Source organism: Lacinutrix sp. MedPE-SW (assembly GCF_001874145.1).
Classification (GTDB): domain Bacteria; phylum Bacteroidota; class Bacteroidia; order Flavobacteriales; family Flavobacteriaceae; genus Lacinutrix.
Genome location: NZ_MPCX01000007.1, coordinates 101485 through 127420, shown reverse-complemented (window position 1 = coordinate 127420; position 25936 = coordinate 101485). Strand labels below are relative to the sequence as shown.

Sequence of the window (25936 nt, the reverse complement as noted above, 5' to 3'; positions counted from 1 at the left end):
ATTCAATAATAACTTCATAAATTACTACTTAACGCATGGGATTTTTTGACTTCCTAACAGAAGAAATCGCAATAGATTTAGGAACTGCAAACACATTAATTATTCATAACGACAAGGTTGTTGTAGATGCTCCTTCCATTGTTGCGAGAGATCGTATTTCGGGAAAAATAATTGCAGTTGGTCAAGAAGCCAACATGATGCAAGGTAAAACTCACGAAAATATTAAAACTATTAGACCACTTAAAGATGGTGTAATTGCAGATTTTGATGCGTCTGAGCAAATGATTAGTATGTTTATTAAAAACATACCTGCATTAAAAAAGAAGTTATTTACTCCTGCGCTACGTATGGTTATTTGTATTCCTTCTGGAATTACAGAAGTAGAAATGCGAGCAGTAAAAGAAAGTGCCGAGCGTGTTAACGGTAAAGAGGTTTACTTAATTCACGAACCAATGGCTGCAGCAATTGGTATTGGTGTAGATATTATGCAACCTAAAGGAAACATGATTGTAGATATAGGTGGAGGAACAACCGAGATTGCTGTAATTGCTCTTGGTGGTATTGTTTGCGACAAATCTGTTAAAATTGCTGGTGATGTTTTTACAAACGATATTATTTATTACATGCGTACACAGCACAACTTATATGTTGGAGAACGTACTGCCGAAAAAATTAAAATTCAAATTGGTGCTGCTACAGAAGATTTAGATTTACCACCAGAAGACATGAGCGTTCAAGGACGTGATTTATTAACCGGTAAACCAAAGCAAGTTCAAATTTCTTACCGTGAAATTGCAAAAGCTTTAGACAAATCTATTTTACGTGTTGAAGATGCTGTTATGGAAACATTATCTCAAACACCTCCAGAATTAGCTGCCGATATTTATAACACTGGTATTTATTTAGCTGGTGGTGGTTCTATGTTACGTGGTTTAGATAAGCGTTTATCTCAAAAAACAGATTTACCTGTTTACATTGCCGAAGACCCTTTACGTGCTGTAGTTCGTGGTACAGGTATCACCCTTAAAAACTTACCTAAATACAAAAGTGTATTGATAAAATAAACAAAACCTAAATGCAACAAATAGTAAATTTTATACTTAGAAACAAAACGTTTCTACTGTTTGCGTTGCTGTTGTTTATTTCTGTAATGCTTACCATACAGTCGCATAGTTACCATAAAAGTAGATTTATAAATTCGGCTAATTTTTTAAGTGGTGGTTTTTATAATACCTCTAACTCTGTTAGTTCTTATTTTGGCTTAAAAGAGCAAAATAACTTACTGCAAGAAGAGAACAATACATTAAAATCTATACTTTTTAATTCTAATAACAAATTAAATAATGCCTATATAGACACCACAACGTTTTCTAAAAAATACAAGTTTACACCTGCTAAAGTTATAAGAAATACTTATGCAACTTCTAATAATATTTTACTAGTTAATAGAGGAAAAAAGGACAGTATTAAACAAGATTTTGGTGTTATAACCTCTAAAGGTATTTTAGGAATTATAGAAAGTACAAGCTCTAAATACGCAACGGTATTATCCATTTTAAATACAACAAGTCGTATTAGTGCACAATTAAAAAAAACAGACCATTTTGGATCATTAAGTTGGAATACAGCTTCTCCAAGTGAAATACAATTAACAGAAATACCTAAAATAGCTCCTGTGCAAAAAGGAGATACTATTATTACATCGGGAAGATCGGCAATATTTCCTAAAGGTGTTCCTATAGGTGTAGTTTCAAATTTTAAATTGGACAATGCTGAGAATTATTACGAAATAAATGTGAAGCTTTTTAACGACATGACAAATATTGAGCATGTATATATAATTGAAAACAAAGACAGTGAGGCTATTAATAATTTATTAAACGCAACAAATGACTAGTCTATTTTCAATACATACTGTAAGGTTTATTGTCTTGTTACTTTTACAAGTATGGGTGTTAAGCCACGTTAATTTTCTAGGTTATATAAATCCATATTTGTACATTTTATTTATTGCACTATATCCAATAAAAAACAATAGAATGCTTTTTATATTATTAAGTTTTTTACTTGGTTTGTTTATAGATATGTTTTTAGATTCCGGTGGTATGCACGCAGCAGCAGCTGTTACTATTGCTTTTATTCGTCCTGCAGCACTTAAATTTAGTTTTGGTGCCATTTATGAGCATCAAGCTGTAAAATTTGGAAATACCGATTTTGGACAAAGACTTAGCTATTTAACTATATTAACCATAATACACCACTTTGTTTTATTTTCATTAGACTTTTTTAACTTTTCTAAGATAATTTTAATCCTCAAAAACACGTTATTCTCAAGTATATTCACTATTATTTTGTGTGTTTTAGTAACTATTATTTTTAGTCGAAACGAAAAAAAATGAGACAATTTTTACTCTTTATTTCTGTTATAATCGTTGGTATCGTCTTTACTGCGAGGCTTTTCTATTTACAAGTTTACAAATCTAATAACGATAGTATTTTTGAAGACAATGCTATTAGAAAAGTATACGACTACCCAAAACGTGGCTTTGTTTATGATAGAAATGGAAAACTTTTAGTTGCCAACCAACCATCTTACGATGTCATGGTAATACCAAGAGAAGTAGAACCACTAGACACCTTAGAGTTTTGTAATCTTTTAAAAATAGACAAGGAACATTTTATAAAACAAATCGATAAAGCAAAACATTATTCTTGGCGATTACCATCTGTAATGGTATCTAGTTTATCGAAAGAAGACTATGCTATTTTACAAGAAAAAATGAGAAAATATCATGGTTTTTATATTCAAAAAAGATCACTAAGAAAATACGAAACTACAATTGGAGCCAATGTGTTAGGAGATATTGGTGAAGTAAATAATCGCAATATTAAAAATGACCCTTATTACAAACGTGGTGATTTAATTGGTAAAGCAGGTGTTGAAGCGTCATACGAGAATACCTTACGTGGTAGAAAAGGCATTAAATTTATTCAAAAAGATAGATTTAATAGAAATATTGGTCCATACAAAGATGGAACTTTAGACACGCTACCTAAACCTGGTAAGGATATAAAAATTACAATAGATTATGAGCTTCAGGCCTACGGCGAATGGTTAATGCAAAATAAACGTGGCGGCGTAATTGCCATAGAGCCAAGTTCTGGAGAGATTTTAGCTATGATTGCCGCACCAACATATAATCCTAACGATTTAGTAGGTAGGAAGCGCTCTAAAAACTACACAAAACTATTTAACGACTCTATAGCAAAACCTTTATTTAATAGAAGTTTACAAGGTGTCTATGAGCCTGGATCTCCTTTTAAATTAATGAATGCTTTAATTGGTTTACAAGAAAATGTAATTACCACTGATGAAAAAATAACTTGTTATTCAGGCTATAAATATGGAAATAGGTTTATGAAATGCCACTGCCATTATGGTGCAAGAAACGATGTTAGTAGAGGTATTCAAGAATCTTGTAATGCATATTTTGCTACTACATATCGTAGAATTTTAGAAAAACCAGGAAATGCGAGAGATGGAATTGAGTTATGGAGTAACCATGCTAAAAGCTTTGGCTTAGGCAACTTTTTAAATAACGATTTATATGTTGGCCAAAAAGGACGTATTCCAGATAAAGCATACTACCAAAAAGCATATCCAGAGCGTTTTTATTCTACATATACTATTTCTAATGCTATTGGTCAAGGTGAAGTTGCAACAACACCAATACAACTTGCTAATATGGTTGCAGCAATTGCAAATAGAGGTTATTATTATACGCCACATATTGTAAAAGCTATAGAAGGTGAATCTTTACCTAAAAAATTTACAACACCTAAATATACAACCATAGATAAAAAACACTTTGAACCTGTTATTGAAGGCATGCTAAATGTTTATAAAAAAGGAACTGCTAGTGGTTTACAAGTTAAAGGACTTGAAATATGTGGAAAAACTGGTACTGTAGAAAACTTTGCAATAATAGATAGTGTAAAAACACAATTAACAGATCACTCCATTTTTGTTGCTTTTGCACCTAAAGATAATCCAAAAATTGCTTTAGCGGTTTTTGTAGAAAATGGCTACTTTGGAAGTAGGTTTGCCGGAAAAATTGCCAGTTTAATGATTGAAAAATACGTTAATAACAAAATTACACGTAAAGATTTAGAAAAATGGTTGTTAACACATAGTCTTGAAAATGAATATGCTAAACCATATTCTGGAGAACCTTTTAAAATAAATAGAGAAACGCAATATCAAATAATTCCAATGGAAGAGGTAAAACCACTACCAGATAATATTATACCAAAGTAAAATTTAAATGAGACAAACAGATAGACATTTTAAATTTGACTGGCTTACTATATTTCTATTTTTTTTATTAGTTGGTTTTGGATGGTTAAATATACTTTCTGCATCTCAAAACGGTGACGAAATTACAATACTAAACTTTACAACTTCCTACGGAAAGCAATTGGTTTTTATTGGGTTAACCTGCATACTTATTTTATTAATTTTAGCAATTGATTCTAAATTTTACGAACGTTTTTCCAGTATAATATACATTATAGGATTGGCATTATTAGTTGGTGTATTACTTTTTGGCAAAACAATTAATGGTGCAACATCTTGGTATGCTATTGGACCAATGACGTTGCAACCCAGTGAATTTGTAAAAGCTGCAACAGCACTTGCCGTGGCTAAATATATAAGTGATTTAAATACAGATATTGCAAAACTTAAAGACCAACTTAGAACCATACTAATAATAGCTATTCCTGCCCTATTAATTTTATTACAAAATGACACTGGAAGTATGTTAGTTTATGGTGCATTTTTCTTTGTTTTATATCGAGAAGGTTTACCTAAGTACTATTTATGGATTATTATATTTATTGCTGTTGTATCTATTTCAGCATTAAAATTTAATGTATTACCAACAATATTAGTAGTCACTATTTTACTATTTGGGTTTTACTTTTTTAAGCGAAAAAAGGTTAAAATATCGCTACCTATTGGTTTATTATTACTTTGTTTAGCATTGTCTTTTAGTGTAAAATTCTTTTATAATAACATTTTACAACCACACCAACAAGATCGTATTAGCCTTTGGTTACGCTTAGAAAAAGATCCTGAAAAATTAGAACGAATGAAAAAAACATTCGCTTATAACCTTAATGAATCTGAAAAAGCAATTAGCTCTGGCGGATTAAAAGGAAAAGGGTTTTTGGAAGGCACTAGAACAACTGGGAAATTTGTACCAGAACAAGACACCGATTATATTTTTACAACTGTTGGTGAAGAATGGGGATTTTTAGGAAGTTTTGCAGTTGTTCTTGTATTTGTAATTTTAATTATACGAATTCTACATCTTGCCGAACTTCAAAAATCACAGTTTAGTCGCGTATATGGTTATAGCGTAGCTGCTATATTCTTTTTTCATTTCATGATTAATATTGGGATGGTTATGGGTTTAATTCCCACTATTGGAATACCATTACCCTTTTTTAGTTATGGTGGTTCTGGACTTTGGGGATTTACTATTTTACTGTTTATATTTATAAAGCTAGATAGTAATAGAATTAACGAATGGTAGTTAGTGTTTAATTAAAAAAAGCTCCTAAATTAATAGAAGCTTTATTAGTTATTGTAAGGTATAAGATTCTAATCGTCTTATTCCTATTGGATAATTTTGAGATACAAACGATATTGATTCTGATATTAAACCTATTCCATCTGAATAATAAATATGGTCTAAACCTGGAAAAACCTCTGAGTTATCTGGCGATTTTGCATAACGTTCCATGTCTAAACATGTAAAATTACCTGCATTAACAGTAATAGTTACAGTGTTTTCTTTAAGTTTATCGTAAATGTTTCCCCAAGTATTTGTAGCTACTAACCGTTCTTGATAATTATTATTTGTATACACTGTATCTCCTGTATTATTAACTAAATTGCCTTCTGTTTCACGATATAGATTAAATTGTTCTCCGTTTTGATTAAAATGAGGGTTTTGTGAGTCGTTACCTGTTGTTACTGTTTTAAATTTAAAATACGTTTCTCCATTAAGCATTTCTGTATTAATAATTGTCACTGTATCTACAATACCCGAATCTTCATACTCCATTGTATTACTGTTATACTCAAAACTTTTATATACCCAAGTATTACCTACGGTTAATGCATAAAAATTAGAAACTGGTGGTTGTTGTGTTACTTGTTGAGTGTCATCGTCTGAAGCACAAGAAAATAAGAATGCAGCAATGCATAATGAAAAAATAATACGTTTCATAAAAATTGGTTTTAATTGATTAATAGAACGTAATTTTTTTCAAAAAAAATAAGCTTTAAAGTTACTCAACCTTAAAACGTTACGCTAAAATTTTTATTGTATAATCTAAAACCTAAATTAGAAACAGAAAATTTACTGGATTAACTTTTTAACCTCATCGAAATCTAAACCTCCATAATTTCCAGAACTCATTAACAATAATGCTTTATTATTAAAATCTTGTGAGAATAAAAAATCTTTAAATGCTTCTGGATTTGTATAAACAATTAAATCGTCACGTTTAAAAGCATTTGCTATTTGCTCTTGTGTAACCTTTTCTAATTTTTTTATTTCAACAGCTTGTGGTGAGTAAAATACAACGGCCACATCTGCTGCATCTAAAGCGCCTTTGTATTCATTTAAAAACTCAGCATTTAGACTACTGTATGTATGTAACTCTAAACACGCGACTAAAGTTTTGTCTTTATACTGTTCTTTTACTGCTTTTGTTGTAGCTTCTACTTTACTTGGTGAATGTGCAAAATCTTTATAGGCGACACTGTTAGTATTTTCGGCAATTTTTTCAAGTCTTTTACTTGCACCGCTAAAACTTGAAATGGCTTCGTAAAAATCGTCTTCATCGATTCCCATATGTTGACAAATCCACTTTGCACCTGCTAAGTTATTAAGATTATGTTGCCCAAAAATTTCTATTGGTAAAGGTCCTTCTGGTGTTTCTAATAAGGTTTCACCATTTTCTACAGTATATTCTGGTGTTTGGTATGCAATTTTTCTTATAGGGTTTTCGCTTGCTTCTACTACTTTTTTTACTTCGGCATCTTCTTCGTTATAGTTAATACTTCCGCCTTGAACTATAGAATCTACAAATATTTTAAACTGTTCTACATAATTCTTGTAGGTTGGAAACACATTTATATGATCCCAAGCAATACCACTTAATAATGCAATATTTGGCTTGTATAAGTGAAACTTTGGTCTGCGATCTATTGGTGAGCTTAAATACTCATCGCCTTCTAATACAATAAAGTCATTGTCTTTGGTTAGTTTTACCATAACATCAAAACCTTCTAGTTGAGCGCCAACCATGTAATCTACATCACGATCATGGTAATGCATAACATGCAAAATCATGGAGGTTATTGTTGTTTTACCATGACTTCCTCCTATTACAACTCTTGTTTTGTGTTTAGATTGCTCGTATAAAAACTCTGGATAACTGTATATTTTTAAACCTAAATCTTGTGCTTTTAATAATTCTGGGTTGTCTGCTTTAGCATGCATGCCTAAAACAATTGCATCTAAATTTGAAGTTACTTTTTCTGGAAACCAACCAAAGTTTTCTGGAAGTAATCCTTTTGCTTCCAATCTTGATTTTGAAGGTTCGAAAATAGTATCGTCGCTTCCTGTTACTTGATATCCTTTATTATGTAAGGCTAATGCTAGGTTATGCATTGCACTACCGCCAATAGCTATAAAATGTACATTCATGGTTTTTTTTTGAAGTAGTCAAAGATAGTAATTGTAATACTATTTTTTATATGGATTTGAGATTTATGCGTTAGGGATCAAGCAATTGTTGGAGCTCATCTTTGATAGCGACTTGCGCGAGCGCGACCTTTAGGTAACGCCCAAGATTTAAAGCATATTTATTTTTTGTTTTTCGGTTTTAAAAACTTCTATTTTAGGTAAATCTACAATGGCTTTATCTATCCATTTTAAAGCTTCGGTTTTATTATTTTTATGCTTGTAAATTTGAGCCAATCTATAATAAGCCCAAGCTTTTGGGACACCATCTTTAGCGCTATAATTTTCTAAATATATTTTTAAACAAAACTCTCCTTTTTCGAGTTGCACGTTATAATCTGCGCATACCTTGCCTATTTGATAATGCATAGCGTTTCGTTTATGTTTAAGGTTTGCAGCTTCTAAATTAGATATTGCTAGGTTTGTTTTTCCTTCTTTTTCGTAAAGCTTTGTAAGCTTATCGTAACAAGTTACAGAGCCTCCAGTTTGTATGGCTTTTTTGTAAAATTTTTCGGCTAATTCTGGTTCATTATCGTATTCATAAATATAGCCTTTTGCTAAATACCCATCAACTTTAGAGAGGTTTTGTAAAGCATCTGCATATTTTAAACTTTTATTTTTACTACCACCAACAACGCCTGGTAATTGCATATACAATTCTACTAAAGCCCAATGTGCGTCTATATGTTTTGGGTCTAATTCTACTGCTTTTAAAAATGAAGTTTTTATATCTCCAATAATCATTAAAGCAGAGATTTTACTAACTGTTAACGCTTTCATACCTAATGCACCACCGTATTTATAATGGTAATTTGCTACATTAGGTTTTTGCACTACTAATTGTTTATAATATGTAATTGCATCATCCCATTTTTTTTGATGCCCATAAGCATCGCCCAACAGTTCTATAGCTTTTAAATTATTTGGATTTTCTTCGACATAAGGCTTTAAACTATTTTCTGCTTGAGAAAACTGCTTATTATTTATATATATTTCTGCCTGATTAACAGCTGTTTGTCCAATTAAAAAAAAAGGAAGAAATAATAAAAAATATGTAATATGTTTCATTGAAGATTTTTATTAAATTATAGCTAATGTAATATTATTTTAATGGTATAAATTTTGATTTAAAAAACAAAAATAAAAGCTTTACTTTTAAATTAGTATCGTTTACTCAATAAAACGCTTACCTTACATATTTAGTGTTTTATTTTTAAAACCATGTATTTAAATTGCTTAAAAAATTGATAAAATGAACAAATTAGTTAGCCTATTAATGATTATACTTTTTGCAAATACTTCTTTCTCTCAAACCAATAATTATTCCAAATTATGGAATGATGTAGAAAAGCTAGAAATTGAAGGTTTGCCAAAATCGGCATTAAAAATTGTTGAAACTATTGAAAATAAAGCGAAGGCAGAAAGCAATTCGCCACAGGTAATTAAAACGCTACTTTTTAAAAGTAAGTTTATGTTAGTGCTTGAAGAAGAAGCCCAACTTAACATTATTAACACTTTTAAAACCGAAATAAAAACAAGTAAGGCTCCCACTAAAAATGTACTAGAAAATATATTAGCCACGTTGTACTGGCAGTATTTTAAACAAAACCGTTGGAAGTTTTATAACCGTACAAAAACCAACGAAAAAGTTGATACCGAAGATTTTAGAACCTGGGATTTAGAAACTTTATTTCAAGAAATTAATTTACACTACAAAAACTCACTGGCTAATGGTTTAATATTACAGCAAACAGATTTAAAAGATTTTGATGTTATTTTAACCACACAAAAAGACTCTAAAATTTACAGACCTACTGTATTTGATTTATTAGCACACAATGCCCTAGATTTTTATAAGCATCAAGAAAACAACATTGCCAAACCTGCTTACAAATTTATTGTTGATGACACTAATTATTTAGCTCCAGCAAATACATTTGCGAATTTAAACATAACCTCTAAAGACTCAAGTTCACTTACTCTAAATGCATTAAAACTATATCAAGAACTTATAAAATTTCATTTAAAAGATACAGAGTCTTTTGCTTTAACCAATGTAAATATTGAACGTTTAAATTTTGTACATAATCATGCTACTTTTATCGATAAGGATTCTATTTACATTAATACACTTAAAACTGAAATTGAAAAAAACAAAACTCACGAAGTTTCTGCTTTATACAATTATAACTTAGCTTCTATCTATAATACTCAAGGTAATGAATATAATACTGAAACTAATACTGAAGTAAGATGGAAAATTAAAGATGCTATTAGCATTTGTAATACAACAATTAATAAGTTCCCAAATAGTAAAGGTGCCCAAAAATGTCGTGTTTTAAAACAGCAAATTGAAAATCCAAGTTTACAGTTAACTACTGAAGGCTTTTTGCCAATTAATACAAATAATCGCGTATTAGTTACTTACAAAGCCTTAAATAATTTAGAATTTTCAATCTTTAAGCTAACCGAAAAACAGCACAAAACTTTTTCTAAAATTTACAGACAAAACGAAAAAGAAGACTTTATAGCTAAACTAAAAGCTACAAAAAACTGGGAAGCAACACTTAAAAACGAACAAGATTACCAAACACATACTACCGAGGTTTTAATACCCAAACTTGATAATGGTCGCTATTTAATTTATGCTAAATCTAATGAGTTAAAAGAAAATTTCACTGCACATACAACTATTCTAGTTACAAACATTGCTATTACAGAGTATGACGATTCTCAAAAAAAACACATACAATTTATAGATAGAAATAATGGTAAACCTATTACTAATGCTAAAGTTGAAATAGAATATTATTATAGAAATAAATTAACAGAATCTACTACAAAAACTACCAATGAGTTTGGAAAAATAACAATTAATAAAGCTCGAAACAAACGTAATAATGCTAATATAAAAATAACTAATTCTGGAGATGTTGCTTATTTCAACAACCTTTACATAAACAGTTATTACAGTTCTAATAATAATAAAAATACTACAAGGTATAACGCCTTTTTATTTACAGATAGGAGTATTTACAGACCTGGACAAACAGTCTATTTTAAAGGCATAGCAATTAAAACTAAAGACGAGAAGTCTTCAGTTTTAGAAAATGTTACGGTAGATGTTGTTTTATATAATGTAAATGGCGAAACAGTTAAAACCTTAAACTTAAAAACTAATGCATTTGGATCTGTCGCTGGAGAATTTATTTTACCAAACAATGGATTAACAGGTGATTTTGAAATTGAAATAAACGGAAAAAACAACTTACGAGGTCATACTAATTTTTCGGTTGAAGAATATAAGAGACCAAAATTTGAAACTAACTTTAAACCAATAACCGAAACAATAAAGGTTAACGACAGTGTTACCGTAAACGGTGAAGCGTTAGCCTTTGCAGGCTCTAAAATTAGCAACGCTAAAGTTGTTTATCGCGTTAAACGTAATGTGCAATATCCGCTTTGGTATTCTTGGAGTCGTCCAATGTTTCAAGACCAAGGCCAAGAAATTACACATGGTGAAACTACAACCGATAGTGACGGAAACTACAAAGTTGTTTTTAAAGCCATACCAGACGAAAGCGCAGATAAAAAAGGACTACCTATTTTTAAATATGAAGTGACTGCAGACGTTACAGATATAAATGGAGAAACACGAAGCACCACCACAACAGTTAATGTTGGGTATCATGCATTAACAGCATCAATAAGTATAAATAGTACTTTAGATAAAGCTGAAAAAAATCATGAAATTATAATAGAAACAAAAAATTTAAATGGCGAGTTTGTTGCTGCGCAAGGCACACTTAAAATTTACAAATTAAAAGCTCCAGAACATGTTTTAAGATCAAGACCTTGGCAAGCGCCAGACTATCAAAATTTCACAAAAGAGGAATTTAAAACCTTATTCCCTCATGAGGCTTATAAAAAAGAACATAATCCGGAACACTGGAAAAAAGGCGAACTTGTTTTTAATGAAACGTTTGATACAGAAAAGTCTAAAACTATCACTTTAAAAAACATTAAAAAATGGAATTCTGGACAATATAGTATTGTTTTAGAAACTAAAGATAAATTTGGTCAAGCCGTTAAAGATGAAGCTAGAACACGTGTTTTTAGCGAAAAAGATAAAGTTCTAGCAGATAATCAATTGTTTCAAATAACTACAAATAAAGAACAATATGCTATTAACGATACAGCAGAAATAACGCTTGCTACTTCGGCTAAAAATATTTTAGTTACCGTAGAAATTGAAAAAAACCAAAAAATTACAAATACATATATTGTTGCTTTAAACCAAAATAAAAAAACGATAGAAATTCCTGTATCTTCTAAAGATATTGGTGGTTTTGCTGTACACTATAGTTTTGCCGCATTTAATAGTTTTAAAAGTGGTACTTTAAATATAAATGTACCTTATCCAAAAACAGATTTAGAAATTGAAACTTTAACTTTTAGAGATAAACTGCAACCTGGAACAGATGAAACTTGGAAATTTAAAATTAAAGGCCCAAAAGGCGATAAAGTTTCTGCAGAACTTTTAGCAAGTATGTATGATGCTTCTTTAGACGAGTTTAAAACTCATAATTGGAGTTTCAATCCTATTTATCGTAGTACGTACCGCTCAAGATTTAGAGTAAATGCGCACAGAAGTTTTAGTAATACTAATTTTAATGTTAATAGAAATACTAATTTTAAATATAATTACACTTACCAAAATTACGACCAATTAAATTGGTTTGGATTTTATTTTGGAAATAATAGATACTTGAGACGCTCATTAAAAAAAGATATATATTATAATGAAGATCTTTTAGAGATTTCTGCTCCAGCTGAAGCTGAAGTAAATGCAGATCTTGCTCAAACATTACAAGGTCAAGTTCCAGGACTAAATATTAGTACCGCAAGTGGGCAACCAGGAGCAGAAACCGATATTATCTTAAGAGGTGTTAGTTCTATTAATGGCAACACTGAACCTCTTTTTGTTGTAGATGGTAATATTTTAACTGAAAGTGATTTTAAAACGCTAAAACAAGACGATATTCTCTCGGTTAAAATACTTAAAGGTGATGAAGCTACAGCAATTTATGGCAGTAAAGGAAAAAACGGTGTTGTAATTATTACTACCAAAAACAATCCAAATGCTAATTTTGATAAGGTGCAAATACGTAAAAACCTAAAAGAAACAGCATTCTTTTTTCCGCAATTACAAACAAATGAAAAAGGTGAAGTGTCTTTTAGCTTTACCACTCCTGAAGCTTTAACCAAATGGAAATTGCAGTTATTAGCACATACCAAAACTTTAGAACACGCTACAACATCACTAGCAACAGTGACTCAAAAAGAATTAATGGTATTACCTAATGTGCCACGTTTTTTACGTCAAGGTGATAAAATTAGTATTTCTACTAAAATTTCTAATCTTACAAATAAAGATTTAAATGGTATTACAGTGCTTCAATTGTTTGATGCTTTAACAGGAAAATCTATAGATTCAGAATTATCTAATGTAAATAACAATAAAAACTTTACAGTCGATGCCAAAGGCAATACAAGTGTGACTTGGAATTTAAATGTAACTGATAATGTACAAGCTATTCAATATAAAATAATAGCAAAATCTGGTGATTATAGTGATGGCGAACAAAATGCATTACCTGTTTTAACCAATAGAATGTTAGTAACAGAGAGTTTACCAATGTGGATTCGTAGTAACCAAACAAAAACATTCACTTTAGATAAGCTTAAAAACAACACCTCAACAACACTTAAAAATCATAAGTTAACTCTGGAAATGACTAGTAATCCTGCTTGGTATGCAGTACAAGCGTTACCTTATTTAATGGAATATCCTTACGAGTGTAACGAGCAAACATTCTCAAGATATTATGCCAATGCTTTGGCAAGCCATATTGCAAATTCAAACCCAAGAATTCAAGAGGTATTTAACCAATGGAAAAATACAGAGGCTGTATTAAGCAACTTAGAAAAAAACGAAGAATTAAAATCTATTTTAATTCAAGAAACACCTTGGTTACGTGATGCACAAAGCGAAACCGAACAAAAAAAACGTATTGCTTTGCTATTCGATTTAAATAAAATGAATAACGAATTATCTCGAACCAAAAGAAAACTTGAGCAAAACCAACTTGCCAGTGGTGCTTGGTCTTGGTTTGGAGACTATCGTGCAAACCGTTTTATAACACAACATATAGTTGCAGGTTTTGGACATTTAGAAAAACTCGATGTCTCGTCGAGTGCAATCGAGACGTCTAAAATGATTGATAAAGCATTAAACTACCTTGATGCAGAATTTATACAAGAATACAAAGACATTAGAAAATATGATAAGGATGCCGATTTAAGCTTAGATAGATTAAGTAATACACAACTACATTACTTGTACATGCGTAGTTTCTTTCAAGAAAAAAAACCAAGCAAAGAAGTTAGTGAGATTATGGATTATTACCATTCTCAAATTAAAAACTATTGGCTAAAAAGACCATTGTATGCAAAAGGAATGATGGCTTTAGTAACACACAGAAATAAAGATGAAGTAACCTCTAAAAAGATTTTAAACTCATTAAAAGAAACAAGTATAACTTCGGAAGAATTAGGCATGTATTGGAAAGCAAATACTAGTTCATGGCATTGGTATCAAGCACCTATTGAAACACAAGCTTTAATGATTGAAGCATTCTCTGAAGCAGGAACAACAATTCAAACCGAAGCTGAAAATATTGCTATCATAGACGAACTTAAAATCTGGTTACTTAAAAACAAACAAACTAACCGTTGGAAAACCACTAAAGCAACAACAGAAGCTGTTTATGCTTTATTATTACAAGGTAACAATTGGTTAAGCGTAACAGATATGGTAGAGGTTATTGTAGGAAACCAACCTATATCGCCATCAAAATTAGAAGCAGTTAAAGTAGAAGCAGGAACCGGTTATTATAAAACCAGTTGGTCTGGCAATGAAATTAAGCCAGAAATGGCCGAAGTAAAAATTTCTAAAAAAGGAAATGGTATTGCTTGGGGAAGTATGTACTGGCAATATTTTGAAGATTTAGATAAAATAACCTCAGCTGAAACACCTTTAAAACTGAAGAAAAAACTCTTTAAAAAAACAAATACAGATAAAGGTGAAGTAATAACTGATATTACAAAAGATACAAAACTTGAAATTGGAGATTTAGTTCGCGTTCGTATAGAATTACGTAGTGATCGTGCCATGGAGTTTGTACACATGAAAGATATGCGCGCTGCAGGACTAGAACCTATTAATGTATTGTCACAATACAAATACCAAGATGGTTTAGGTTATTATGAAGCAACCAAAGATGCTTCAACTAATTTCTTTTTCGACTATTTACCAAAAGGTGTTTACGTATTTGAATACGATTTACGTGTTAATAATGCAGGAAATATGAGTAATGGTATTACAACCATACAAAGTATGTATGCGCCAGAATTTAGTAGCCATAGTGAAGGCTCTCGTATAAATGTAGAATAACAAGCTATAAAAAAGAAAAGACCTGATATTTTATATCAGGTCTTTATATTTATTAATCACTCAATATTTATTTATTAGTTTCTGACGGAAAATTCTCAAGCATTTTATCTACAATTGCAACAAACTTAGCTTCTCTTTTTTCAGGTTTTTCATTAGGCTTAAAACCGCTTTCGCTAGTTGCTTGCCAAAATAATCCCATTTTAGAATCGTCTACAAATTCAACAACAATTCTTTTATTAACGTTGGCTTGACCAATTGGAATACCAATAGATATACCTCCGCCAATACCTCGATTACCACCACCAAGACCTACACCAACAGTGTTTCTAGAATTCTCCTGAAACTCATCGCTTTTAATGTCTATTAAAAAACTTGCGTTTTCGGTTTTTTGAAAACCCATAGCCGTTAGTTTAGCATCTAAAGCAGCAATTAAACGTTTTTCGTCTAATGCGCTTAAGCCAGAATGTATATCTGTAAAAAAGTTATAGGTTTTATACTCTGAGAAATCAACAGATTTTTCGTAATCGTGATTTACATAAATTGGTGCGCAAGAAGCGACACACAATAATAAGAGTAGAATTTTAAGATGTTTCATTGCTTCAATTTTATTTAAATGTAAGCAAAAATTATTCCTAAACTAGTTTAAAGATTTCCAAAGCATATCTTTTAGCTCTGTTAAACCTTGTTGTGCAACCGATGAGATAAATAAATAAGGAATTGGTAATTCGTTATCCAATTCTACTTTCATTTCTGCTTTTAACTCGTCATCCAACATATCACTTTTAGAAATTGCAATTAGCCTTTCTTTGTCTAACATTTCTGGATTATAACGGCGCAACTCATCTAACAGAACATCGTATTGTTTTTTAATATCTGGTGCATCTGCAGGTATTAAAAATAATAAAATAGAATTACGTTCTATATGGCGTAAAAAGTAATAACCAAGACCTTTACCTTCGGCTGCACCTTCTATAATTCCAGGTATATCTGCCATTACAAATGTTTGGTAATCACGATATTTTACAATACCTAAATTGGGTTTAAGTGTTGTAAACTCGTAATCTGCAATTTTTGGTTTTGCAGAGGTTACTACAGATAATAGTGTAGATTTTCCTGCATTTGGAAAACCAACCAATCCTACATCTGCTAGTACTTTAAGCTCTAAAGTAATGTCTTTTTCCTCTTGAGGGATACCAGGTTGCGCATAACGAGGTGTTTGGTTTGTAGAACTTTTAAAGTGCCAATTTCCTCGACCACCTTTTCCACCTTCAGCAACTATACGTTCTTCACCATCTTTTGTTATTTCAAAAAGAATTTCATTTGTTTCGGTATCACGAACTACAGTTCCCAATGGCACTTCAACATACATATCTTCACCATCTGCTCCTGTGCTTCTACCACTACTACCATGTTCGCCATGTCCTGCACGAATGTGACGTTTAAATTTTAAGTGTAATAAAGTCCAGAGATTCGAATTTCCTTTTATAATTATATGACCTCCGCGACCACCATCACCTCCATCTGGTCCACCTTTTGCGATATACTTTTCACGGTGTAAGTGTGTAGATCCTTTTCCTCCTTTTCCAGAGGTTACATGCATTTTTACGTAATCAACGAAATTTCCTTCTGTCATTGTCTAAGTTATAAGTGTAGCTTAAAAATTAAAAGTTGTTCTTTTATACTTCTCTAGCTAATAATTTTAATTGAAATCCTGGTTTATTGTAAATGTATAATTTACAATTTATCTATTGTATTGCACAAACGTTCTGTAATATCTTCAATATTACCAACTCCATCAACACCAAAATATTTATCTTGTGCAGAGTAATAATCTTTTAAAATGGCTGTTTCGTTATAGTATACTTTAATGCGGTTTCTAATTATACTCTCGTCTGAGTCGTCTTTTCTTCCGCTAGTTTTCCCTCTTTCTAATAAACGTTTTACTAATACTTCATCTTCAACTTCTAAAGCAACCATTGCATTTACTTTAGAGTCTTTGCTTTCTAAAATTTTATCTAAAGCTTCAGCTTGTGTTTCATTTCTAGGAAAACCATCAAAAATAAACCCTTTTGCATCTGCATTTTTTTCAACTTCGGCTTCCAGCATATCAATAGTTACTTGATCTGGTACCAATGCGCCTTTATCTATATACGATTTTGCTAAATTTCCTAAAGCAGTTTCGTTTTTAATATTATATCTAAATACATCTCCTGTAGAAATGTGTACTAAATTATATTTTTCTTTTAAAAAGTTAGCTTGTGTACCTTTACCTGCTCCCGGAGGACCAAATAATACTAAATTAGTCATGTGTTGTGTTGTTTTTAATTGATATACTTGAGGTAAATCTCTTCCTAACCCATCATAATCTAAGCCGTAACCAACTATAAATTTATTAGGGATATCTTTACCTATATAATGAATTTTAAAATCTTTTTTATATGCTTCTGGCTTGTAAAACAGTGTGGCAATTAGTAGTTGCTTTACGCCTTCGTTATTAAAAATTCTATGTACTTCGTGAAGCGTATTACCTGTATCTATAATATCTTCAAGAATTACAACTGTTCTTCCTGTTAAATCTTGTGTTAAACCAATAAGACGCTGTATGTCTTCGGTAGATTTAACACCTTCATAAGAGGCTAATTTAATAAATGTTACTTCGCAAGGTTTTGGGTATTTTTTTACAAAATCACTTACTAACATAAACGAACCATTTAAAATGCCAATAAAAACTGGTACTTCGTCGCCTAAATCGTCTGCAATATCTTGTACCATTTTAGTAACAGCATCGTCAATTTCTTCTGCTGAAATGTATGGCTTAAAATATTTGTCATGTAACTTTATCATTGTCTTAATTTTAAGAAAGAGGCAAAGATACAATTTTGTTAATCGTTATACCATTTTGACACGGTTTTATTGGTTATCTTTTCATTATAAACTGTATTTTTGTGTAAAATTTTTGGCAATAAAATGAATTACTTTTCTTCAAATTTTAAATTAGGTATTCTTGGTGGTGGACAATTGGGCAAAATGATGCTTTACGACACAAGAAAATTTGACATTACAACCTTTGTTTTAGATCCTAGCGATCAAGCACCTTGTAAATTAGCATGCAATGCTTTTACTCAAGGAGATTTAATGGATTTTGATACCGTTTATAATTTTGGAAAACAAGTAGATATTTTAACTTTTGAAATAGAAAATGTTAATGTAGATGCGCTTGAAAAGCTTGAAAATGAAGGTGTAAAAGTATATCCAAGCTCTAAAAATCTAAGAACTATTCAAAATAAAGCTAAGCAAAAATTATTTTATTTAGATCATAATTTACCTACATCTCAATTTTCGCGATTTGCATATGCATCAGAAATAGAAGATGCTATTTTAAACGGTGGTTTAAAGTTTCCTTTTGTATGGAAAAGTGCTCAATTTGGGTATGATGGCACTGGCGTAAAAGTTGTACGCAGTTTAGAGGATTTAAAAGATTTACCTAAAGGTGAATGTATTGCAGAAGAACTTATTGATTTTAAAAATGAATTAGCTGTAATTGTTGCCAGAAATCCAAATGGTGATATTAAAACTTATCCTGTTGTAGAAATGGAGTTTCATCCAGAAGCCAACCAGGTAGAATACGTAATTTGTCCTGCAAGAATACCAATAGATATTGCTAAAAAAGCACAAGAGGTTGCCTTAAATGTTTCTAAAGCTTATAATCATGTTGGTTTATTAGCTGTCGAAATGTTTTTAACTAAAGACGATAATATATTAATAAACGAAGTGGCTCCAAGACCTCACAATTCTGGTCACCAAACTATTGAGGCTAGTTACACCTCACAATTTGAACAGCATATTCGTGCCATATTAAATCTACCATTAGGAAATACAGACAGTAAAGTTGGAGGTATTATGGTAAATCTAGTTGGAGCAGAAAATCACACTGGAGACGTTGTTTATGAAAACATTGCAGACATCATGAAAATGGACGGTGTAACACCACATATTTATGGAAAAAAACAAACGCGACCATTTCGTAAAATGGGACATGTAACTATTGTAAATAAAGATTTAAATGTTGCAAGAGAAGTTGCTGAAAAAGTAAAAAACACAATTAAAGTAATAAGTAAATAATTATGAGTAAAGTAGGCGTTATTATGGGAAGCGATAGTGATCTTCCTATTATGCAAGAAGCAATAGATATTTTAAATGGTTTTGACATTGAAGTTGAAGTAGATATTGTATCTGCTCACAGAACTCCAGAAAAACTATATAATTACAGTAAAAATGCACACACACGAGGTATTAAAGTTATCGTTGCTGGCGCTGGTGGTGCTGCACATTTACCAGGAATGGTAGCTTCACTATCACCTTTACCTGTTATTGGTGTTCCTGTAAAAAGCAGAAACTCTATAGATGGTTGGGATTCTGTTTTATCTATTTTACAAATGCCTGGTGGCGTTCCTGTAGCAACGGTTGCTTTAAATGGAGCTAAAAATGCTGGCATTTTAGCAGCTCAAATTATTGGCTCTAGCGACCAATGTGTACTTGATAAAATTATAGCTTATAAAGAAGGATTAAAATTAAAAGTAGAAGCTGCATCTAAAAATATTAAATAGCATAAAATAAGAAAGCCTGGTCTCCCAGGCTTTCTCTCGCTATTAATCTTTCTATATAATGAGTATATAGTACTCACATCAAAAAAACTTAAGTCAAAGGTCAACAAAACATAGAAAATCAAAGAATGCCAATTAAAATCGATTAACTTTTTAGGTGAAATGCATTTTTAACCGATTAAAAGCTTAATTTGTTTCGTTTTGATAAAAACAATCAAAATTTTGAAATAAAAAAAAGCCTCAAATAAATTTGAGGCTTTTCATCGCTATTAATCAATAATTTTTAAGAGAGTAACCAACTCTCGAGAAAAAATCTGAGCAAAGTAACTACAAGTTTCGATTTTTTACAAGTAATTTTATAACTTTTATTATTAAAACAACTTACAAGACTAAAAATGAACATATTAGAAAATAAATTTTCAACAAAATATAACTCTGCACCTTTTCAATCTATTTCAAATAGCGACTATAAGCCAGCCATACTATCGCTTATTGAAAAAGCGAAGTTAGAAATTGACGCTATTACAAATAATCCTGATGCTCCTAATTTTGAAAATACAATTGAAGCATTAGAGTTTTCTGGACAACAATTAGACCGCGTTACTAGTATATTTTTTAATTTAAACTCTGCCGAAACAAATGACGAAATTCAAAAAATAGCGCAGGAAATATCTCCTATACTTACAGAGTTTGGTAATGATATTACTTTAAACGAAGACTTATTTAAACGTGTTAAAGCTGTTTACAAGCAAAAAGATAATTTAGACTTAACAACAGAGCAAAAAACATTATTAGACAAAAAATACAAAAGCTTTTCTAGAAATGGTGCTAATTTAAACGAAGAAGATAAAGCTAAACTACGCGACATAGACAAAAAACTAGCACAGTTAAAGCTTAAATTTGGAGAAAATGTTTTAGCAGAAACTAATAAATACGAATTACACTTAACAAAAGAAAGTGATGTCTCTGGTTTACCAGATGGCGCTAAAGAAGCAGCAAAACAACTTGCAGAAAGCAAAAACAAAGACGGCTATATTATAACGCTTGACTACCCAAGCTATATACCGTTTATGACTTACGCAGATAATCGTGAACTTAGAGAAAAATTATCTAAAGCAGCTGGAAGCAAAGCTTTTAAGGGCGATGATTTAGACAACCAAAATATTGTTTTAGAAATTGCAAACCTACGCCATAAACGCGCTAACATTTTAGGCTATAAAACACATGCAAATTTTGTTTTAGAAGAGCGCATGGCACAAACACCAGAAAAAGTACTTACTTTTTTAAACGATTTACTTTCTAAAGCCAAACCTGCTGCAAAAAATGAATTTAAAACTTTAGAAAACTTTGCTAAAGAATTAGACAACATAGACCAATTACAAAAATGGGACTCTGCCTACTATGCCGAAAAGCTAAAACAAAAACTGTTTAATTTAGACGACGAACAACTAAAACCATATTTTAAATTAGAAAATGTAATTGATGGTGCATTTACAATAGCTAAAAAATTATTTGGACTTCATTTTGAAATAATACATGATATAGATAAATATCATGAAGATGTATTAACATATAAAGTAACAAATACCAATGGTGAATTAGTCTCTATATTCTATGCAGATTTCTTTCCTAGAAAAGGCAAAAGAAACGGTGCCTGGATGACAAGTTACAAACCTCAATTTGTGAAAGATGGTAATCAAGAAAGACCTCACGTATCTATAGTATGTAATTTTACTAAACCAACAAAAAGCAAACCATCATTATTAACGTTTAACGAAGTTACTACTCTATTTCATGAATTTGGTCACGCATTACACGGTATGCTTGCCAATACAATTTACCCAAGTTTATCTGGAACTAGCGTATATTGGGATTTTGTAGAATTACCAAGTCAAGTTATGGAAAACTGGTGTTACGAAAAAGAAGCTTTAGAACTGTTTGCAAAACATTATGAAACAGGAGAAGTAATACCAATGGATTTAATAAACAAAATTAAAGAGTCTGCAACATTTCATGAAGGTATGCAAACCTTAAGGCAAATTAGTTTTGGGCTACTAGACATGTCATGGCATGGTGGCGAATCTCTAGAAACTATTAAAAATGTAAAAACCTTTGAAAATAAAGCTTTTCAAGACACAAAACTATATCCAGATGTAGAAGAAAACTGTATGAGCACAGCTTTTTCACACATATTTCAAGGCGGTTACAGTTCTGGTTATTACAGCTACAAATGGGCAGAAGTATTAGATGCAGATGCTTTCGATTATTTTAAACAAAACGGTATTTTTAATAAGGAAATTGCAAACAAATTTAAAGATAATGTATTGTCTCAAGGCGGAACTGAAAATCCAATGACTTTATATAAACGCTTTAGAGGTCAAGAACCTAAACCAGAAGCCTTATTAAAAAGAGCAGGCTTAATAAAATAACTTTTCACAAAAAAGGCCAGCTAGCGAAGTTGGTCTTTTTTCTAAAAACAAACTTTCAATAATTATTGAAAGTTTAAAAATTATTATATATATTTGTGCTATGCAATATCAAGAAGCAAAAGATAAATTTATTAGTACTTGGGGAAGTTTAGGCTCTCTTTGGGGAATTAACAAAGCAATGGCTCAAATTCAAGCCTTACTTTTTATTTCTACAAAACCACTATCTATGGAAGAGATTATGGACGAACTTAAAATCTCTCGTGGTAATACATCTATGAATTTACGCCAATTAATAGATTGGGGAATTGTAAGTAAAACAATAGTAGCAGGAGAAAGAAAAGAGTTTTTTACTACCGAAAAAGATGTGCAAGAATTAGCTAGAATTGTAGCTAAAGAAAGAAGCAGACGTGAAATACAGCCAGTAATAAAAATTCTAGATGAAGTCTCATCCATTAAAGACGACGGTAGTGAAAAAACAAAAGAACTTATAAAACAAACAAAAGCATTACATGAACTAACAGAAACCATGGATGCTGTTATAAATAAATTAGTTAACCAGAAACAAAACTGGATCACCAAGTCTGTTTTAAAATTCTTTAAATAAAAAAATTTAAACAAAACTTTCAATTTTTTCTGAAAGTTTAATACATATGAAAAATGATAAATTTATTTAAAATAAATAGAGTATTAGTGACAATCACTGTCCTACTTTGCTTCACTTTATGGGGAGGTATAATTGCATTACCTATTCTTGGGCTTTCACAAATTATCATGTCTTGTATTATTGCAATGCATATGAAAAGAATAAACAAAACTACCAAGCTTTTATTCATAACTTACATTACTTCCACAATTTCATTAATCTTATTTTTTAAAACAATCAGTAAAGCAAGTCTTGAAATTTTGTTTTTATGGATTTTAATTTCCATAATCTTGGCATGTTTTCATTTATATATCACATATAAAATTAAAAAATATAGTAACTAAACAGATAATCCAAAAAGACAAGGTATTATGGAAAATATAGCATTAAAACATCAAGAAAAAGAAGAAAAGATAAAAATAGAAATGGTGGACTTCTATAACGAAGCCACAGAGGATTACGAGTTTTGGAGTAAAGATTTAAACATGCATTTTGGGTATTACAAACCTTTTACAAACAGTGTGTTCAAGCGTAACTCTATGTTAAACGAAATGAATAATCAAGTTTTAAAACGTTTAAATATATCAACAAAAAAAACCAATTTAATAGATTTAGGTTGTGGAGTTGGTGGCACAATTAGATATGCACTTAAAAAGCACAAAAATCTTTCAGCTTTTGGTGTAACCTTATCAAGTTTTCAAGTCGAAAAAGGCAATGCTTTATTAGAAGGTAAACCAGCTACCATTTTAAACGAAAATTATAATAAAACCTCATTTCAGGACAACACTTTTAATGCTGCATTAGCAATAGAAAGTTTGTGCCATTCAGGCCACAAAAAAGAATCACTTAAAGAAGCTTATCGCATTTTAAAACCAGGAGGAAGATTTGTAATAGCAGATGCTTTTTTAAAAAAAGAGGAGCAAGAGCTTTGTTATGGTGCTCAATATTCTCACAGAAGATTATGCGACCATTGGAGTTTAACAAATTTAGGCTCAATAAATAATGTAAAAAAACACTTAGAGCAAACAGGTTTTAAAAACATTAAAATTGAAGATATAAGTTATAGAGTTGCGCCTTCAGTATTACATGTGCCTTTTGCTATTGTTACATTTATTTTAAAAAAACTAATAAATTTTAAGCCTTTAAAGCGTGAAAGTTTACATAATTTAAAAGGTTCATTTTACGCGCTTTTATCTGGATTACACTTAAAAAGCTTTGGATATTATATAATAAGTTGTACAAAATAAATAATAAGTATTTTTTATTTACTTTTGAAAAAAATTCTATCTAATGCCAAATCACAAAATAGATCCAAATCAATGGATTACTTTATATAGTGATTACTTATTTAACTATACAGTTTCTCGAGTTAGCGATAGAGATATGGCTAAAGATTTAGTTTCTGAAACCTTTTTAGCAGGATTAAAATCTATGAAAAATTTTAAAGGTGAAGCTAGCGAACGTACTTGGTTAATTTCAATTTTAAAACGAAAAATTATAGATTACTATCGTAAAATTAACTCTAATAAAGGTAAAGCCGAAGTTAGAATGACTTACAATAACGATACAGAAACTGAAGGCGATTGGTTAGAAGAACGTGTAGCAGACCCATTTGATAAAACTGCTGAAGATTCTATAGAAAACACAGAATTAGGCGTCGCTATAAATAACTGTTTAGATAAACTTCCGGCAAAACAAGCTCAGGTTTTCGAAATGAAAACTATATTAAATTACGACACCGAAGCTATTTGTAATGAATTGAATATTACTGCGTCTAACCTATGGGTAATCATTCACAGAGCACGAACTGCCATGGCTGGTTGTCTTGAAAAAAATTGGTTTTAAAATGAGTAATAAATTATTTTTAAGTTGTGAAGAAGCAAACCATACTTGCGATAAATCGCAGTATAAAGAGGCTACTTTGTTAGAGAAAATAAAACTTAATTTACATTTAGTGTTTTGTGCCGCATGCAGAAAATACAGTAAAAACAATGGCAAACTTACTAAATTATTAAAAAGAAAGTCTGTAAACCTTCAAACTTCAGAAAAAACAGAAATGCAAAATTCTTTAGAAAAAGAGTTAGCAAAACAAAATAATTAGTAACCATAAAATTGGTATACTTTCAACCCAAAAGGAGCTAAAATAATAGCTTCTTTTTTTATGCGACAATGTTAAAAACAACAATGTAATCAAAGTAACAAAAGCATAAGTAACTATAGATTTTACACTTATAAAATCTTTAAAATAATTTAAAAAGAAAAATAAAACTAATAAAACTAAACCCAGTAATTTAGTTCGCCTCACTCCTATTTTTTGTGGTATGGTAGCCAATTTTAAACTATCAAATTTTAAATCTCTAATTTCAAAAGGCAACATTAAAACAACAACAAATAAAAACCGCTGTATAGCAACTATATAAACATCTGCAGTTAAACTAACCGCGTTATTTAAAAGCGGTATAAATACAGTAACACCAACCCAAACCATTGCTATTATATAAACCTTTACACCACTAATATCTCTTAAGTTTTGCTGGCTATCTATATATAAATTTTTAGGTATAAATGGTATGGCATATAAAAATGTAATTACTCCAAAAATTAAAATATAAAAAAGTGTTTTTAAAGGTAATTTTGTAGCATAAAAACACAATAATACAAAGCATAAAAAAGAAAAAACTTGAATAACTTTTAAAGCATTTGTTAAACTTCTATGATGAAATTTTGCAATACCAAAATACTTAACAAAATTGTAACCTGTTATAGTAGCAAAAAAATTAAAATAAATTATAGTTTCATCATAAATAATGTTGAACTCAAACAAGGTAATACAACTTAATGCACAAACAGCTAAAGCCACGTGAATACTACTGTTTAAGTAAAAATCAAAAAGCTGTTTAATTATTCGCATTAAACAAAGT

The 25936-nt window shown here is 30.6% G+C and carries 20 protein-coding genes; 13 read left to right on the top strand and 7 right to left on the bottom strand.

Annotated features, from left to right (window positions below):
• Positions 1-35: 35 nt before the first annotated feature.
• Genes BM549_RS08490 through rodA form a run of 5 tightly spaced genes read left to right on the top strand, consistent with a single transcriptional unit; the run spans position 36 to position 5600 of the window.
• Positions 36-1064, top strand: a complete 1029-nt coding sequence (locus tag BM549_RS08490) for a rod shape-determining protein (protein WP_013870149.1) — start codon at positions 36-38, stop codon at positions 1062-1064.
• A gap of 11 nt (positions 1065-1075) precedes the next feature.
• Positions 1076-1897 (top strand): rod shape-determining protein MreC, encoded by an 822-nt coding sequence (gene mreC / locus BM549_RS08485; protein WP_290469878.1) that lies wholly within the window; start codon positions 1076-1078, stop codon positions 1895-1897.
• Positions 1890-2399 carry a rod shape-determining protein MreD gene (mreD, locus tag BM549_RS08480; RefSeq protein WP_290469877.1) on the top strand — a complete coding sequence of 170 codons (510 nt, stop codon included), beginning with the start codon at positions 1890-1892 and terminating at the stop codon, positions 2397-2399. Before mreC ends, mreD begins: the two co-directional genes overlap by 8 nt.
• Positions 2396-4318 carry a penicillin-binding protein 2 gene (gene mrdA / locus BM549_RS08475; protein WP_290469876.1) on the top strand — a complete coding sequence of 641 codons (1923 nt, stop codon included), beginning with the start codon at positions 2396-2398 and terminating at the stop codon, positions 4316-4318. Before mreD ends, mrdA begins: the two co-directional genes overlap by 4 nt.
• Positions 4319-4325: 7 nt before the next feature.
• The gene (gene rodA / locus BM549_RS08470; protein ID WP_290469875.1) at positions 4326-5600 is read left to right on the top strand and encodes a rod shape-determining protein RodA; all 1275 of its coding nucleotides are present in this window, start codon (positions 4326-4328) and stop codon (positions 5598-5600) included.
• A gap of 48 nt (positions 5601-5648) precedes the next feature.
• Here rodA and BM549_RS08465 read toward each other — a convergent pair whose 3' ends face one another.
• The 3 genes from BM549_RS08465 to BM549_RS08455 form a co-directional block, all read right to left on the bottom strand.
• Positions 5649-6299 carry a hypothetical protein gene (locus BM549_RS08465; protein ID WP_290469874.1) on the bottom strand — a complete coding sequence of 217 codons (651 nt, stop codon included), beginning with the start codon at positions 6297-6299 and terminating at the stop codon, positions 5649-5651.
• 132 nt (positions 6300-6431) lie between these two features.
• Complete coding sequence (gene murC, locus BM549_RS08460; protein ID WP_290469873.1) at positions 6432-7787, bottom strand: Mur ligase domain-containing protein; 1356 nt, start codon at positions 7785-7787, stop codon at positions 6432-6434.
• Between the two features lie 147 nt (positions 7788-7934).
• A complete protein-coding gene (locus BM549_RS08455) occupies positions 7935-8891 on the bottom strand; it encodes a tetratricopeptide repeat protein (protein ID WP_290469872.1) in 957 nt (318 codons plus the stop codon).
• Positions 8892-9075: 184 nt separating this feature from the next.
• Between BM549_RS08455 and BM549_RS08450 the strand changes: the two genes are divergently transcribed.
• A complete protein-coding gene (locus BM549_RS08450; RefSeq protein WP_290469871.1) occupies positions 9076-15339 on the top strand; it encodes an MG2 domain-containing protein in 6264 nt (2087 codons plus the stop codon).
• Between the two features lie 67 nt (positions 15340-15406).
• Here the strand turns inward: BM549_RS08450 and BM549_RS08445 are convergent, their stop codons facing one another.
• The 3 genes from BM549_RS08445 to BM549_RS08435 all read right to left on the bottom strand — a co-directional run bounded on the left by BM549_RS08445 (position 15407) and on the right by BM549_RS08435 (position 18183).
• Positions 15407-15934: a DUF4136 domain-containing protein gene (locus BM549_RS08445; RefSeq protein ID WP_290469870.1), complete on the bottom strand. Its 528-nt coding sequence runs from the start codon at positions 15932-15934 to the stop codon at positions 15407-15409.
• Positions 15935-15976: 42 nt separating this feature from the next.
• Entirely contained in the window at positions 15977-16972 is a 996-nt protein-coding gene (obgE, locus tag BM549_RS08440) for a GTPase ObgE (protein ID WP_290469869.1), read from the bottom strand.
• Between the two features lie 101 nt (positions 16973-17073).
• Positions 17074-18183: an adenylate kinase gene (locus BM549_RS08435; protein ID WP_290469868.1), complete on the bottom strand. Its 1110-nt coding sequence runs from the start codon at positions 18181-18183 to the stop codon at positions 17074-17076.
• A gap of 123 nt (positions 18184-18306) precedes the next feature.
• On the opposite strand from BM549_RS08435, the gene BM549_RS08430 reads away from it, so the two are divergent.
• The 7 genes from BM549_RS08430 to BM549_RS08400 all read left to right on the top strand — a co-directional run bounded on the left by BM549_RS08430 (position 18307) and on the right by BM549_RS08400 (position 25116).
• The gene (locus tag BM549_RS08430) at positions 18307-19461 is read left to right on the top strand and encodes a 5-(carboxyamino)imidazole ribonucleotide synthase (RefSeq protein ID WP_290469867.1); all 1155 of its coding nucleotides are present in this window, start codon (positions 18307-18309) and stop codon (positions 19459-19461) included.
• A gap of 2 nt (positions 19462-19463) precedes the next feature.
• Positions 19464-19946 (top strand): 5-(carboxyamino)imidazole ribonucleotide mutase, encoded by a 483-nt coding sequence (gene purE / locus BM549_RS08425; protein WP_290469866.1) that lies wholly within the window; start codon positions 19464-19466, stop codon positions 19944-19946.
• 392 nt (positions 19947-20338) lie between these two features.
• Positions 20339-22372, top strand: a complete 2034-nt coding sequence (locus BM549_RS08420; RefSeq protein WP_290469865.1) for a M3 family metallopeptidase — start codon at positions 20339-20341, stop codon at positions 22370-22372.
• A gap of 100 nt (positions 22373-22472) precedes the next feature.
• The gene (locus BM549_RS08415; RefSeq protein WP_290469864.1) at positions 22473-22976 is read left to right on the top strand and encodes a MarR family transcriptional regulator; all 504 of its coding nucleotides are present in this window, start codon (positions 22473-22475) and stop codon (positions 22974-22976) included.
• A gap of 410 nt (positions 22977-23386) precedes the next feature.
• The gene (locus BM549_RS08410) at positions 23387-24262 is read left to right on the top strand and encodes a methyltransferase domain-containing protein (RefSeq protein WP_290469863.1); all 876 of its coding nucleotides are present in this window, start codon (positions 23387-23389) and stop codon (positions 24260-24262) included.
• A 43-nt stretch (positions 24263-24305) separates the two neighbouring features.
• Positions 24306-24860: a sigma-70 family RNA polymerase sigma factor gene (locus tag BM549_RS08405; protein WP_290469862.1), complete on the top strand. Its 555-nt coding sequence runs from the start codon at positions 24306-24308 to the stop codon at positions 24858-24860.
• Position 24861: 1 nt separating this feature from the next.
• On the top strand, positions 24862-25116 hold the full coding sequence (locus BM549_RS08400; protein WP_290469861.1) for a glycine dehydrogenase: 255 nt from the start codon (positions 24862-24864) through the stop codon (positions 25114-25116).
• Here BM549_RS08400 and BM549_RS08395 read toward each other — a convergent pair.
• Positions 25096-25926, bottom strand: a complete 831-nt coding sequence (locus BM549_RS08395) for a hypothetical protein (protein ID WP_290469860.1) — start codon at positions 25924-25926, stop codon at positions 25096-25098. The genes BM549_RS08400 and BM549_RS08395 overlap by 21 nt on opposite strands.
• Positions 25927-25936 lie beyond the last annotated feature (10 nt).